At 46.6% G+C, this 13,202-nt stretch carries 14 protein-coding genes; 7 read left to right on the forward strand and 7 right to left on the reverse strand.

The window, feature by feature from the left end:
* Window positions 1-2: 2 nt before the first annotated feature.
* Both LVQ79_RS08800 and fhuF read left to right on the forward strand, forming a co-directional pair.
* The gene (locus LVQ79_RS08800; protein ID WP_232864643.1) at window positions 3-1,088 is read left to right on the forward strand and encodes a GGDEF domain-containing protein; all 1,086 of its coding nucleotides are present in this window, start codon (window positions 3-5) and stop codon (window positions 1,086-1,088) included.
* 98 nt (window positions 1,089-1,186) lie between these two features.
* Window positions 1,187-1,975 carry a siderophore-iron reductase FhuF gene (gene fhuF / locus LVQ79_RS08805; protein ID WP_232864644.1) on the forward strand — a complete coding sequence of 263 codons (789 nt, stop codon included), beginning with the start codon at window positions 1,187-1,189 and terminating at the stop codon, window positions 1,973-1,975.
* Between the two features lie 45 nt (window positions 1,976-2,020).
* Here fhuF and LVQ79_RS08810 read toward each other — a convergent pair whose 3' ends face one another.
* Complete coding sequence (locus tag LVQ79_RS08810; protein ID WP_064513892.1) at window positions 2,021-3,367, reverse strand: PTS sugar transporter subunit IIC; 1,347 nt, start codon at window positions 3,365-3,367, stop codon at window positions 2,021-2,023.
* Window positions 3,368-3,781: 414 nt separating this feature from the next.
* On the opposite strand from LVQ79_RS08810, the gene LVQ79_RS08815 reads away from it, so the two are divergent.
* The gene (locus LVQ79_RS08815) at window positions 3,782-4,240 is read left to right on the forward strand and encodes a YbaK/EbsC family protein (protein ID WP_154150759.1); all 459 of its coding nucleotides are present in this window, start codon (window positions 3,782-3,784) and stop codon (window positions 4,238-4,240) included.
* A 55-nt stretch (window positions 4,241-4,295) separates the two neighbouring features.
* Here LVQ79_RS08815 and LVQ79_RS08820 read toward each other — a convergent pair whose 3' ends face one another.
* From LVQ79_RS08820 to pobA, 4 genes are all read right to left on the reverse strand, one after another.
* Entirely contained in the window at window positions 4,296-4,994 is a 699-nt protein-coding gene (locus tag LVQ79_RS08820; RefSeq protein WP_232864645.1) for a helix-turn-helix transcriptional regulator, read from the reverse strand.
* A 22-nt stretch (window positions 4,995-5,016) separates the two neighbouring features.
* Window positions 5,017-5,667 carry a LuxR C-terminal-related transcriptional regulator gene (locus tag LVQ79_RS08825; RefSeq protein WP_232864646.1) on the reverse strand — a complete coding sequence of 217 codons (651 nt, stop codon included), beginning with the start codon at window positions 5,665-5,667 and terminating at the stop codon, window positions 5,017-5,019.
* 187 nt (window positions 5,668-5,854) lie between these two features.
* On the reverse strand, window positions 5,855-6,733 hold the full coding sequence (locus LVQ79_RS08830; protein ID WP_232864647.1) for a helix-turn-helix domain-containing protein: 879 nt from the start codon (window positions 6,731-6,733) through the stop codon (window positions 5,855-5,857).
* Between the two features lie 36 nt (window positions 6,734-6,769).
* Entirely contained in the window at window positions 6,770-7,954 is a 1,185-nt protein-coding gene (gene pobA, locus LVQ79_RS08835; protein WP_232864648.1) for a 4-hydroxybenzoate 3-monooxygenase, read from the reverse strand.
* A 301-nt stretch (window positions 7,955-8,255) separates the two neighbouring features.
* Between pobA and LVQ79_RS08840 the strand changes: the two genes are divergently transcribed.
* The 4 genes from LVQ79_RS08840 (at window position 8,256) to LVQ79_RS08855 (ending at window position 10,866) form a co-directional block, all read left to right on the forward strand.
* The gene (locus LVQ79_RS08840; protein ID WP_151993059.1) at window positions 8,256-9,032 is read left to right on the forward strand and encodes a threonine/serine exporter family protein; all 777 of its coding nucleotides are present in this window, start codon (window positions 8,256-8,258) and stop codon (window positions 9,030-9,032) included.
* On the forward strand, window positions 9,023-9,496 hold the full coding sequence (locus tag LVQ79_RS08845; RefSeq protein ID WP_232864649.1) for a threonine/serine exporter: 474 nt from the start codon (window positions 9,023-9,025) through the stop codon (window positions 9,494-9,496). The genes LVQ79_RS08840 and LVQ79_RS08845 overlap by 10 nt, the downstream gene beginning before the upstream one ends.
* Before the next feature lie 109 nt (window positions 9,497-9,605).
* A complete protein-coding gene (locus tag LVQ79_RS08850; RefSeq protein ID WP_226811976.1) occupies window positions 9,606-10,247 on the forward strand; it encodes a TetR/AcrR family transcriptional regulator in 642 nt (213 codons plus the stop codon).
* A gap of 115 nt (window positions 10,248-10,362) precedes the next feature.
* Window positions 10,363-10,866, forward strand: coding sequence for a YjjA family protein (locus LVQ79_RS08855; protein WP_232864650.1), 504 nt, complete (start codon window positions 10,363-10,365; stop codon window positions 10,864-10,866).
* Between the two features lie 33 nt (window positions 10,867-10,899).
* Here LVQ79_RS08855 and LVQ79_RS08860 read toward each other — a convergent pair whose 3' ends face one another.
* Complete coding sequence (locus LVQ79_RS08860) at window positions 10,900-11,916, reverse strand: class I SAM-dependent methyltransferase (RefSeq protein ID WP_232864651.1); 1,017 nt, start codon at window positions 11,914-11,916, stop codon at window positions 10,900-10,902.
* Window positions 11,917-12,035: 119 nt separating this feature from the next.
* Window positions 12,036-13,202 carry a M20 aminoacylase family protein gene (locus LVQ79_RS08865; protein WP_232864652.1) on the reverse strand — a complete coding sequence of 389 codons (1,167 nt, stop codon included), beginning with the start codon at window positions 13,200-13,202 and terminating at the stop codon, window positions 12,036-12,038.

A 13,202-nucleotide genomic window follows, 5' to 3' on the forward strand; every position in this document is an offset into this window, starting at 1 on the left:
ATATGACAGCAACAAATTGGTCCACTTTACTCAAAGGGAAACATCAACTCTCTTTGCGTTTATTTTTATTATTGAATGCGTTTTCTGCGGGATTTAGCATGATATCCCCGGCAACTAATACGCAACATATTACAGTACCCATTGTTCTGGTGCTGGTGGTAAGCCTGTCCTGTCTACTCTGGCAGCTAGTAAATAAAAAGAAATTAATTAACATTAACTTCATTTCGTTAATAATTGGCTTACTCTGGGCGGGGCATATCTATATAAAAGTCTCTGCAATGCCAAATAAAGACGTTTCTTTTTTAATTATTGCCTTGTTGGCAATATTATTTATTGGCGCAATCTCTTTTATTAATAATATACAAGCATTTATTGCCGCATGCCTGCCTGCCACCTTAATCATATTCTGGCTTGATCAAGGGGCCAACTGGCCGCGCCTGTTGTATTCAATTGTTCTGCCAGGCGTGGGGATTACCATTCAACATATCATTCATCAGCGTCATGATAACTTTACGCGTCGTTTGATGAATAAGCTGCTTGAAGAAAAAGAAACCCTTAACGATCTTAGTATGTTAGATCCGCTTACCGGTTTGAATAATCGCCGTGGGTTCCAGAACCGTTTTGACACTCTGCTCTCAGTCAGCAGCGGCCAGCATTATATACTGCTACTGGATATCGACCATTTTAAAGACTACAACGATAACTATGGTCATAACATGGGCGATAAGGCACTGACGCATGTCTCTGCGGCCATTCGTGATGCTGTTCGTTCACGTGATGTCGTCACGCGTTATGGTGGCGAAGAGTTTATGGTTTTACTGGTTGATGTTGATGCTGAACAAGCCCTGCAAACAGCAGAGCGCATTCGCCAACGCGTTTATGATTTAAATATTCAGCACATGTTTAATAAAAGCGTGGCGACCCATCTTACAATAAGCATCGGACTTGCAGCACTTGAGCAGCACGACATTGAAGAAGCATTGCGCAAAGCTGACGGCGCACTTTATCGTGCCAAACGACAGGGCCGTAACAGCATCTTTGTCAGCGACACTCTCCTTCAAACACCAACAGAACCCGCTCATCTTTAACGGCTAAATACCTTGAACACAAAACAACCTTGCTAAAGGCATTATCTATAGATAGGATTGGCAATCATTATCATTTGTATTAGTGGTTCTGTTTGCCGATGTCGTTTCAGTCTTCACAGTTTATTAATGATTTTGCATGGCAGCCGCCATTTACGAGCTCGCAACCGCCGCTTGCAGATGAGCTACGCGCGCATTTTGCTGTGCATCGACCGTACTTCAACGACATCATCAAACTCAATGAACCTGTGCCTCACACCAGCCAGGCTCTGCATCAGTGGGCACAACCTGCGGCCTTAACTTCATTTCTCGCCTGCTACAGTGACCACATTTACCGGAACCAGCCGCAGCTTGCGCGTGAAGGGAAGCCGCTAAAATCGCTATGGGCACAATGGTATCTTGGTTTGTTGGTTCCACCGCTGGTCATGGCATTGATTACCCAACCTCGTGCACTGGATATCGACCCGCAACACATCCATGTTGAGTTTCATGAAACAGGCAGAGCTGCTACTTTCTGGCTAGACGTCCAGGAAGATAAGATGGCAACAACAATGCCGTTAACCCAACGCCTTGAAAAGCTGATTATTAAAGGGTTAATGCCCGTCGTTGAGGCACTGGAAAAAAGTGGTGAAATCAATGGAAAACTCATCTGGAGTAATACGGGATATCTGCTGAACTGGTTTTTTGGCGAGCTCAGAGAGTTGCTGGATGAATCAACAATTGCCGAGTTGCGTCATGCCTGTTTCTTTGAGAAACAGCTGCAGGATGGTCAGGATAATCCCCTCTACCGTACCGTCATTCTCCGTGAAGGTTTGCTAGTACGTCGCACCTGCTGCCAACGCTATAAACTGCCAGATGTACAACGCTGCGGTGACTGCACGTTAAAGTAAAACGGTGGGTTTCCCCACCGTTTCATTGCACTCATCGCTCTACTGTTAAGCAGCCTGTTGGCTCTCTTCTCCAGATGATCTCTGTGCTTCTTCCGCTTCTTGTTCCAGCAACTGCTTCTCGTACACTTTGAAGAACGGGAAGTAGATGATGGCGGAAACGACAGCCAGCAGAATAACCAGAATCGCCGCGCGGAAATCCCAGCCCAGAGCCCAAGCCGCACCGATTGGTGCAGGAGCAGTCCACGGCACAACTGAAATCACACGGCCAATCAAATCCATCTTCATTGCACCCCACGCCAGCACGGCGTTAACCATTGGTGCCAGCAGGAACGGAATAAAGAACACTGGGTTCATAACAATTGGCGTACCGAAAATGACCGGTTCGTTAATGTTAAAGAAACTTGGCACCACGCTTAGTCGCCCAATAGAGCGCAGGTGAGCTGATTTACTACGCAGATAGCAAATCACCAGCCCCATGGTTGCACCCGAACCACCAATCACGATAAAGAACGTCCAGAACGCTTCCATAAAGATGTGTGGCAGTGGCGCACCTTGTGCCAACGCGCTCTGGTTCATACCTAGGTTGGTCAACCAGAACATTTGCAGCATGCCAGAAATAATGGCCGCGCCGTGAATTCCTGCAAACCAAAGCAGATGGCCAATCAGCACCGCCAGCAAAATAGCAGGCAGTGAGTCCGCCGCAGAAACCAGCGGTTTGAACAGTGACATAATGGCTTGTGGAATCAACATGCCAAACTCAGACTGAATGAACAGGCTCAGTGGGTAGAGCGTTAGCACCACAACCAGAACGGGGATCAGAAGATCAAAGGAGTTTTTGATCATCGGTGGAACCTGGTCCGGGAGTTTGATTCCGATATTGTGCGCTTTCAGGAAACGCATCATTTCGACACAGTAAATCGCCACCAGGATTGCAGTGAAAATCCCTGTCCCTCCCATACTGTCTACCGGCATCGTGCCTTTAGTTTTTGGTGCCGCCACCAGCAGAAAAGCCATGAGTGAAAGCATTGCGCACATGAATGGATCCAGGCCGTGCGACTTCACATAGTGCTTACCGAGGTTGTAGGCAATAGCCGCACAAATGTAGATAGACATAATGCCCATCGTCATATCAAACGGCGTCAGAATTTGCCCTTCAAACTGTTTCGCCATATCCAGCCATGCGCGAGCAAACCCCCAGGTGGTGGTTGGCGAGAATGGAGGGTATGCAAACACCAGCAAGAACGAACCGACAATCATAAATGGCATCGCAGAGATAAACCCATCACGAATCGCCATAACATGGCGCTGTGAAGAGATTCGTCCCGCAACGGGACTAACGTAGTTTTCTACAAAACGGAAAATCAAATTAAAAGCTGCATGATTCGTAGACATATCGGAACTCCAGTCAGGCTATCAACGCGAATGTAGCCGCGGGAAAAGTATCGCCGCGCAACAGTCCGTAATTCATAGAATTCATCCCCGAAACCGGGACCTTTTTAGATACAGCTTTCAATTCGACATCAGTGGCACAGCATAAAAAAATCGGTTTCATAGGCTGCTCTTATTATTGGGTACAGGTGTGTGACCGTTTAAGTATTCATCGCTAATTCACCTACTGCAACCGGTTACTGAAACCGGTTGCAGTGAATGTGAAGAAGATCCAGAAATCACTGAAACTTTAGCTTCTTTAGGTATTTCACATCACAACGTCGCCCTTTCATTCGACACAATCAGGGTCGGTTTCACTGGTTTACATATAGCACATACTTATGCCAAATTATTTGCTGAACAGAATGGGAGAAAAGCATGAGCCTGCAGTCCGTCCGGCAATTCTTTGCCGAAAACGCCCCCGATATCGACATCATTGAATTGAATCAAAGCACAGCAACTGTTGCTTTAGCTGCGACAGCCCATAACGTCGAGCCAGGGCAGATTGCTAAAACATTGTCGTTGAAAGTGAAGGATAGAGTGGTGTTGGTTGTCGCGAAAGGTGACGCACGCCTGGATAATAAAAAACTTAAAACTGTTTTTGGGGCCAAAGCCCGCATGCTTAGCAGTGATGAGGTTGTGACCTGGACAGGCCACCCCGTGGGCGGAGTGTGTCCTTTTGGACTAGAAAATCCGTTAGCAGTTTACTGCGATATTTCACTTAAACAGTACGAGGAGGTTTTACCTGCTGCCGGAGCCATCCATAGCGCGGTGCGCATTTCACCTGCTCGTTTGGCTGAACTCACCGCTGCACATTGGGTAGATGTGTGCCAATAATCAGGAGACTGAGGAAGGATTTGAGCTCCTCAGTCGTACCCCATTATTTTCATACTCACTGTTTATAAGGTGGAATATTTAACTCCCGCTTTCCATGTTCACTGAATAGCCAGGTATACATTTCGGCATCTGTTTTAATTTCCAATCGGCGCATAGCGCTTTTTTTTTGTGCGCTAACGGTTTTATAGTTTTTTTCAAGTAGCGTCGCAATTTGCACCAACTTCCAGCCTTTACTGATCAGCCGTAAAACTCGGCATTCTGAAAAAGTTAACCTCGTTTTGACCATATCATTAACAGATGCCTGTGCAGCTCTCTCTTGCAAAAGACAGTTGCTGATTCTTTCAACATCACTAGCATTATTAAATACATGCTCGATAATGCTGTTCATTGGTTCATGTAAAGAAAGCAATGAAGTTTTGGTTGTCAGCAAACGTTCAATAGCGAGATTGAGCAGATGTTGAGGCATAATAAATATCCATCTTACATGCTGAGATTCATTTTTCAGATGGCTCAGAAAGTCACATTGCTGTATGAATTCCTGTTGCGAACTATCCAGCTCAAGCATGACAACATCCGCCTGATCGAGAATTTCTGAATTTAGCTCTAAATAATCTGCCAACAAAATCTGTGAAGATTCTGCCGCTTTTTCTTTCATAACGATCTGCACACCTTCTCTCATCAATGGCCGTTTACTAATAACTACTGCACGACAAAAAGGATTATGCAAAAAGATCGTTTCCTTGTTTTCCGTCATCAAAATATCCTTATAATAACAATTAATTGCCTGTTAGCTCACAGCGAAAAACATGTAGGTCTTTATCACAGTGAAATCCCAGCTTTTCCATTGCATGTCTTTTATGTGAGCTTACTGTTCTGATATCGCGCCCCAAACGCTTTGCTACTTGGGTAACGTTACGTCCTAAAAATAGTTGCTCGATTACCTCCATCTCGCATTCCGTCAATTCACCAGGTATCTGCTCCCGCAGAACAGTTTTAATCATTGGGCTGTGTAGGGTTATATTACTAGATAGTGATTTTATTAACAGCTCCATAAATATTGAGGCTGATTCATACTGAGATATAATCACTCGAACACCCAGAGATGAAATATACTTCAGAATGCTGACCTTATGATTATGAGTGTAAATAACAATATTTTTATTTGGTTTTGCCTTTCGATACCATTTAATAAACTTTATCTCCTCAGCCAATTGCTGTGATGATTTACTAATATTTAAGATGATAGTGGGATGGGGGATTTTTAACACTTCATCATAAGCGCCATGAATATCTTTAATAATATTAATTGAATTTTTAAATTCTGGTCTGGCATTTAGCTGATGAATTATCCCTTCCACCATTAATACACAAGGTATAACAACCATTACTTGACTCGATACATTATTTATAGTGATATTATTTTCCATATCATTCCCTTGATCAATATATCAAAAAACATAAAAACAAAGGATAATAGATATACATGAAAAGCAACATGCAACGCCAATTTAAATAGCATTCACCCCATTATATTTATTAGCAAAAATCCAATGGAGTATTGAAAGAGAAAACAATAATTTAATATAAACAATTCCTGTAAAACAGAAAACCGACTTAAAGATCCCGAATTGGATGATTACGAAAATCTTTTGGCGTAGTTGCCATATGGCGACGGAAAAAACGTGAAAAGTAGGTTGAGTCACTAAAACCAAGATAATCAGAGATTTGACTGACTGTCATGCTGGTGTAGAGCAAACTGCGTCGGGCTTCAAGCAACAGCCTTTGATGCAATACGTTTAGTGCGCTGTAGCCATAAAACTCATGGCACAGATTATTTAAATGCACACTGGATAGCCCTACGGCACTTGCATAATGCGTTACCGAAAGTTGCTCACGATAATGTCGTTCAACGAGTTGGTTAAACTGATGAATCACTGAACGTTTTCGCTCAACACGCGAACTGCCATTCGGGGCTGGAGTACATTGCCGATTAAGCCAAACCAGCAAGGCGCTAATCAGTGAATGCAACATCATATCGCGCGCTTCACCCTGGCCTTCATACTCACTTTGCAGAGTGCTAAACAGAGTATTAATTTGCCTGCGAGAGCCTTTCACCGGCAGGCAGGTGGCTTGTGAGAGCACCTGCAAAGGGCGACCAAACTGTTGTTCAAACTGCGTTATTAAAGGCGCTGAAAAAGACAGTGAATAGCCTTGTGCACCGGGTGAAAATTTAAAACCGTGCACGCACAAGGCCGGAACAACTTGAATGCAGGCATGCGTCACATGGTGAGTACAGCCCTCAATGTCTATCTCCACCTGCCCTTTATGCAAATAAAGCAGTTGAACTAAATCCGCATGTTGATGCGTACGAATATGCCATTCATAAAGGCTACTGCGGCTGTGGATGGACTCGCAATGCAGCAAATCAGATGCAGGCCAGTTCCGGCTTTCACCATAAAGTTTGAATACCGGAATACTGGTGTTCGGGGCCATGACATCCTCTTTAATCCTACGCTGAATAAGTATAGTTTATTCAACAAGTTCGAATGGCAATCCAACATAGTTTTCAGCAATCGTTGTCAACCCTGCGCGCGAAGCCAAATAATATTCACGATCGGCCTGCTGCATCTTACGGTCAAACTCATCCATGCCTTCGAAATCATGAAGCAGATTAGTCATAAACCAGCTAAAACGCTCCCCTTTCCATACTCGACGCAATGCCATTGGTGAATAAGTCTCCAGCAAATCAGTTCGCCCTTCGTGATACACCTTGCTCAAAATCCGATACAGGTAATTCACATCAGATGCGGCAAGATTTAATCCTTTTGCTCCGGTCGGCGGCACAATATGAGCCGCATCACCCACCAGGAAAAGATTGCCATATTGCATCGGCTCCACCACAAAACTACGTAACGGGGCGATACTTTTCTCAAGTGAGTGACCAGTCACTAACTTCTCAACCAGCTCTTTAGGCAACCGCAGCTTTAGTTCGCCCCAGAAGCGTTCATCTGACCAGGATTCAACATTGTCACTAAGTGGGACCTGTAAATAGTAGCGGCTTCGAGTTAGTGAGCGCTGACTACACAAAACGAATCCCCGCTCATGATGAGCATAAATAAGCTCATGGTTAACTGGTGGCGTATCCGATAACAACCCAAGCCAGCCGAACGGATAAACACGTTCGTACTCACGAGTGACTTCTTCAGGAATAGCCTTACGGGAAACACCGTGAAAGCCATCGCAACCCGCAATATAGTCACAATCGATACGGCAGGTTTCACCCTGCTTCTCAAAAGTGACATAGGGACAATCACTTTTGAGATCAAATAATTGCACGTTGCTAACGCCGTATATGGAAATAGCATCAGTTGCTCGGCGCGCTTCCATCAAATCATGAGTCACTTCCGTCTGGCCATACACCATCACCGTCTTCCCGCCAGTCAGTTCTTTTAGCGGAACAGGGATACGCTTTCCATCAACCAAAAACTCAACACCCTCATGGACTAACCCTTCCACATCCATTCTTTGACTGACCCCTGCCTCACGCAACAAATCTACGGTGCCGTTCTCCAGGATGCCCGCACGAATACGTCCTAAAACATGTTCGGGTGATTGTCGTTCAAGCACCACATTGCTGATGCCTGCGTTATGTAGTAATTGCCCCAACAGCAAACCCGACGGACCAGCACCAATAATCACTACCTGAGTTTTCATAGGATACGTTCTCTGATGTGCGTTATTAAAATGTTATTTTTATGTTTAACAATTGCTCGTTAATGCATTTTTAACGTCATCAGAGGGAAAAAGAAGGCCAATATCGGTCTAAAACGTGCACTTTTCGAAAGTCATGTAAAGAGTGTGGACGAGTTCATAGTTCGCCGAAAAAGTGTGCGAAATAGGTTATTTGGTTAAATGTTGATCTGGAGCGCCTGAGTCCTGGTAGTGGCATATGCTAATAATAAAGGATGTTAAAATTTGAGCGGCTATCGTCGCTTCTACCTTTCATAGGACAGGTATGTCGGAAGATGTAAACACGCAACGGGACGTGACTCGCCTTTGCATCCAGTGTGGGCTTTTTTTGCTGCAACATGGTGCCGAAAGCGCACTGGTAGAAGAACTTTCCTGTCGCCTGGGCATTGCCTTAGGTATGGATAGCGTTGAAAGCTCAATTTCAGCAAATGCTATTGTGCTAAGCACCATAAAAGATAATCAATGCCTTACCACCACGCGTAAAAACACTGACCGCGGCATCAACATGCATGTGGTGACAGAAGTGCAACACATTGTGATTATGGCCGAGCATAAGCTTCTGGATCATAAAGATGTTTTGAAACGTTTTACGCACATAAAACCGCTGCGCTATCCACGTTGGTTAGTGGTGCTGATGGTTGGCCTATCTTGTGGCTGCTTCTGTAAGCTAAATAAAGGCGGTTGGGACGGTGCCTTCGTCGCCTTTCTTGCCAGTTCTGTAGCGATGTATGTTCGCCTGGTGTTTACCGCACGCCATCTACACCCGCAAATTAATTTCTGCATTACGGCGTTTGTTGCCACCACAATTTCTGGGTTACTCATTGCCAAAGGCCCATTTGCCACGACATCCAATATTGCCATGGCGGCAAGCGTGCTGCTGCTGGTGCCGGGCTTTCCGCTGATTAACGCCGTGGCCGATATGTTTAAAGGTCACGTCAACACGGGGCTTGCAAGATGGGCAATGGCGAGCCTACTAACGCTTGCTACCTGTATTGGTGTCGTGATGGCCATGTCACTATGGGGGCTGCGCGGATGGGAATAATCGATTTTTTACTGGCGTTGCTACAAGACATGGTGCTTGCGGCGATTCCCGCACTAGGCTTTGCGCTGGTGTTTAATGTCCCGCAGCGTGCTTTGCCTTACTGCGCTCTGCTCGGCGCGATTGGCCACGGTTCCCGAATGGCAATGATGGCGGCGGGTATGAACATCGAATGGAGTACGTTTATCGCCTCCCTTCTGATAGGCACGATTGGAATACAGTGGTCGCGTTGGTACCTGGCGCATCCTAAAGTGTTCACAGTGGCTGCGGTAATTCCCATGTTCCCAGGAATTTCTGCCTATACCGCGATGATTTCAGCGGTGAAACTCAGCCACTTTGGTTACACCGAAGACCTCATGATTCAGCTGCTCACCAACTTCCTGAAGGCCTCGTTTATCCTCGGCGCATTGTCGATTGGCTTATCTATTCCTGGCCTGTGGCTTTACCGTAAACGCCCGCGAGTGTGATGTATTTCAGGGCTTCGCTAACTCATCAGTGCTTTGCCCGCGCAAACTTGTTTTAATGTCATCAGGCCAGGTCTGTTACCCGCGGTCTGATGACATTAAGGAGCCTTGCGTGGAAACCCACGAAATTTATCTTCCTGAGCGTTTTGATGACGCCAGTCTGAAAGAAAAGATTTTCTTCAGCGCCATTAGTTTGTTCGCTGAATTTGGCCTTAACGGCGCACGCATGGAACAGATTGCCGAGAAAGCCAACACCACAAAGCGGATGGTCGTCTATCACTTCAAAAGCAAAGAGCTGCTCTATGTTCAGGTGCTTGAGTATGTGTATACCCAAATTCGCAGTTGTGAGCGCAAGCTCAATCTCTCAGACCAGCCGCCGGTAGAAGCAATGGTGGAACTGGTGGAATGGACATTTGATTTCCATGCCACGCATCCAGATTTTATTCGCATCATCTGTATGGAAAACATGCAGCGCGGGCGTTTCGTAAAAGAATCCGCTTACCTGCGGGAAATTAACCGCAGCGCACTGGAATTACTGGAAGATGTGTTAACCCGTGGGCAAGAAAAACAGCTGTTCAATAAGCAGGTTTGCGCCAAAGACGTTCACCGCCTGATCAGTAGCTTTAGTTTCTACCATGTTGCTAACAGCTATACCTTCTCCAACTTCTTTGAAGACGGAGCCGAACCGACTGACAGCACCAGCCATTACCGTGAAATGGCGGTAAAAGTGGTACTGCGCTACATCGGGCCGTAAATAACCGTATTTTTGGATGCTTTAAGAACTCTCCGAACCTCAACAGGCCCAGAGAAAGCGGTATACTCGGCGGAAATTCTCCTGCAATGCAGGTTATCGAAAAAGAGTATAAAAGATGAAAGCAAGCAATCGTGTTATATGCGCTCTGGCGCTGGCAACGTCCGTGTTTACCGGCCAGGCGATGGCATCAAGCTGGCAAGATCAACTCTCCAGCGCGGCAACAGAGTTAAGCAAAACCACCACCTCCAGCAGTAGCACCGGAACAACCGGCAACTCTATGGCGTCATTGACCAGCCTGCTTGGCGGCGGCACTAAAGCCCTGAGTTCAGACAGCATGACGAATGCGGCAGGTATTTTGCAGTACTGCATGAAGAACAAACTGGTATCAGCAACCAACCCTGAAAACATCAAAAATCAGTTGATGGATAAATTAGGTTTAGATAGCGGCACAAAGCAAACTCCACCAGAAGATTACACTCAGGGTTTGATGGGCTTGCTGAACACCGGCAAAGGCCAGCAATTGGATCTGAAAACCATCGGTAATTCACCGCTGGCAGAAAAAGTGAAAACTCAGGCGTGTGATTTTGTCCTGAAGCAAGGCGTAAATTATCTGTCTTAATCAGATTACCTGCCCCTGATACCGGGGGCAGATTCAGGATTTCACATTAATTTCCAGCACCGCATAGACACCATCACTGGGTAACGTAACGGTGACATTTTTCAAATCGACACCCGCTGCAATAATAATATCTCTTAGCTCAGGCAATGTGCGCGGATAGAGTGTGGGCCAGCCGATACAGCGCAATAAAAAGGCAAGCTGTGGGCTAGTAGTCAGCATATTGGAAATAATCAACACGCCGCCTGGTTTAACTAAGCGCAACGCATGGCGAATAAAACTCACCGCTTCAGATGTCGAAAAATATTCGAAAATCCCCAGTCCATCAACGAGCTCAGCTGATTGTTCACCCAGTTCCTGAACCAGCTTGTCACTGAAAATCATCCGGTCGAATAAATTCCTCATTAACAGCTGAAAATGATGCCCTTCCACCAGGCCATATTGAGTCGCAAGCCCACGGGCAAATTTCAGCGACTGCCTGTCGTGATCAACCAGCAATATGGTGAATTTCTGCGCGCGTAATTTCGCACCACGCAATGCTCTGAGCACGGGTACCGCTGCACCACAGGCAAGACTTATCCAGTTGCCGGTAACATGATTATTGATATACACATCAGCAATCGCCGACATCACTTTCGCTCGTGAACGAACACCTTGAGCATCATTGGCATGTATAAACCATGCCCGGCTGTTGCTATCTATTTCCCTTCCGCTTATCAGGCGCTCGGCAAGCGGATGCTGCACAGACCATAGTGAAAGAGCGGTAGGAACCAACTGGCAACGCCACTCTTCGAGTGCGGGGCGATTTATAAAGGCTTGTTCTGACAGCTTGTTTCGGTAGCGTATCCGTCGCATTCCCTGGCCATCCAGAAAAATTTCCGGGGCTTCGAGTGTCGGATCACCTTCTAACTGCTGGTTGATATCATCAATCTGCTCTAAAACCTGATCTTTCATCGGCCAGCTATCGCTTATATCACTGTAAGAGATATGTTTAATGGCCAGATCCGCAGGTACAGAGCCCGGGATCACTGAGAGAAAAGGCTGCCAGGACATGTTAAACCTCAACACACGTTTTCTTTCAGTCTAGAAAACCCAGGGTTATTCACCGTCAGCAGAAAGTTGTAATTTACGGGCACCCTCACCCTGCTTTACACAGGATGAGGGCTGGGAATTTAACGTAAAAATGACTCGGTCAGTTTGACCCAATATGTCGCGCCACCCGAAATGCAGGCATCGTTAAACTGATACAAAGGATGGTGAACCGAGTAATCATTATTGCCGGTTGCGGTACCAAGCCATAAATAGCAGCCCGGAACTTCTTCAAGCATGAATGAAAAGTCTTCACTGCCCATCGCACTTTTCACCTGCGCAGGATCGGCAACTTTATCGGATCCAAAAACGTCGCGTGCTATCTGGAGTGCAAACTCAGTCTGTTGAGGATCATTCACCGTCACCGGGTAGCCGAAGTCCACCGCGATTGACGCCTTCACTCCGAAGCTTTCCGCCTGAGCGTGCACCAACTTATCAATACGCAGCTTTACCGCCTCACGTACTTCAGCTTTAAAAGTACGCATATTCAGTTTTAGCACCGCACTGTGAGGGATGATGTTGTGCGTAGTACCGCTTTGCAGACTCCCCACCGTCACTACAGCAGAATCCTGCGGATCCACATTGCGCGACACAATGGTTTGCAACGCCATCACGATCGAGGCACCTGCAACGGTAGGATCAATACAATGTTCAGGCATCGATCCGTGGCCGCCTTTGCCTTCAAGAGTGATCGTCATGCTGTCTGACGAGGCCATCAAGGCACCGGGTTTGGTGGCGATCTCACCCGCAGGCAGCAATGGGAAGTTGTGCAGACCAAATACCGCATCACAAGGGAATAGCTTAAATAAACCATCATCAATCATGCGCTTAGCCCCACCGATGGACTCTTCCGACGGTTGGAAAATCAGGTGCAGCGTGCCGTTGAACGGGCGGTGTTCTGCCAGATACCGTGCCGCCGACAGCAAAATCGCGCAGTGCCCATCATGCCCGCAAGCGTGCATTTTCCCCTCGTTCACGCTCGCCCACGGCAACCCAGTTTGCTCCTGCATCGGCAGTGCATCCATATCGGCACGGATCCCCAGACGCTTACCGCCATTCCCGACTTTTAACGTCCCTACCACGCCTGTTCCGCCCAGGCCGCGATGCACCTCGTAACCCCATCCCGTCAGCAACTGGGCGATACGATCGCTGGTGCGGAACTCCTCAAAACCTAATTCCGGGTGTTGATGAAAATCACGGCGGATAGCAATCATCTCTTCTTCGTGGTCGAGAATTTCTTTAATCAGCAT

Origin of the sequence: Buttiauxella cochleicola, assembly GCF_021282405.1 — a bacterium.
GTDB classification, from domain to species: domain Bacteria; phylum Pseudomonadota; class Gammaproteobacteria; order Enterobacterales; family Enterobacteriaceae; genus Buttiauxella; species Buttiauxella massiliensis.

Excerpts from the sequence above, each read along its gene's own strand:
- LVQ79_RS08800 (WP_232864643.1), top strand. The coding sequence starts at position 3 with ATGACAGCAACAAATTGGTCCACTTTACTCAAAGGGAAACATCAACTC.
- fhuF (WP_232864644.1), top strand. The coding sequence starts at position 1,187 with ATGTCGTTTCAGTCTTCACAGTTTATTAATGATTTTGCATGGCAGCCG.
- LVQ79_RS08810 (WP_064513892.1), bottom strand. The coding sequence starts at position 3,367 with ATGTCTACGAATCATGCAGCTTTTAATTTGATTTTCCGTTTTGTAGAA.
- LVQ79_RS08815 (WP_154150759.1), top strand. The coding sequence starts at position 3,782 with ATGAGCCTGCAGTCCGTCCGGCAATTCTTTGCCGAAAACGCCCCCGAT.
- LVQ79_RS08820 (WP_232864645.1), bottom strand. The coding sequence starts at position 4,994 with ATGACGGAAAACAAGGAAACGATCTTTTTGCATAATCCTTTTTGTCGT.
- LVQ79_RS08825 (WP_232864646.1), bottom strand. The coding sequence starts at position 5,667 with ATGGAAAATAATATCACTATAAATAATGTATCGAGTCAAGTAATGGTT.
- LVQ79_RS08830 (WP_232864647.1), bottom strand. The coding sequence starts at position 6,733 with ATGGCCCCGAACACCAGTATTCCGGTATTCAAACTTTATGGTGAAAGC.
- pobA (WP_232864648.1), bottom strand. The coding sequence starts at position 7,954 with ATGAAAACTCAGGTAGTGATTATTGGTGCTGGTCCGTCGGGTTTGCTG.
- LVQ79_RS08840 (WP_151993059.1), top strand. The coding sequence starts at position 8,256 with ATGTCGGAAGATGTAAACACGCAACGGGACGTGACTCGCCTTTGCATC.
- LVQ79_RS08845 (WP_232864649.1), top strand. The coding sequence starts at position 9,023 with ATGGGAATAATCGATTTTTTACTGGCGTTGCTACAAGACATGGTGCTT.
- LVQ79_RS08855 (WP_232864650.1), top strand. The coding sequence starts at position 10,363 with ATGAAAGCAAGCAATCGTGTTATATGCGCTCTGGCGCTGGCAACGTCC.
- LVQ79_RS08860 (WP_232864651.1), bottom strand. The coding sequence starts at position 11,916 with ATGTCCTGGCAGCCTTTTCTCTCAGTGATCCCGGGCTCTGTACCTGCG.
- LVQ79_RS08865 (WP_232864652.1), bottom strand. The coding sequence starts at position 13,202 with ATGCTGATTAAAGAAATTCTCGACCACGAAGAAGAGATGATTGCTATC.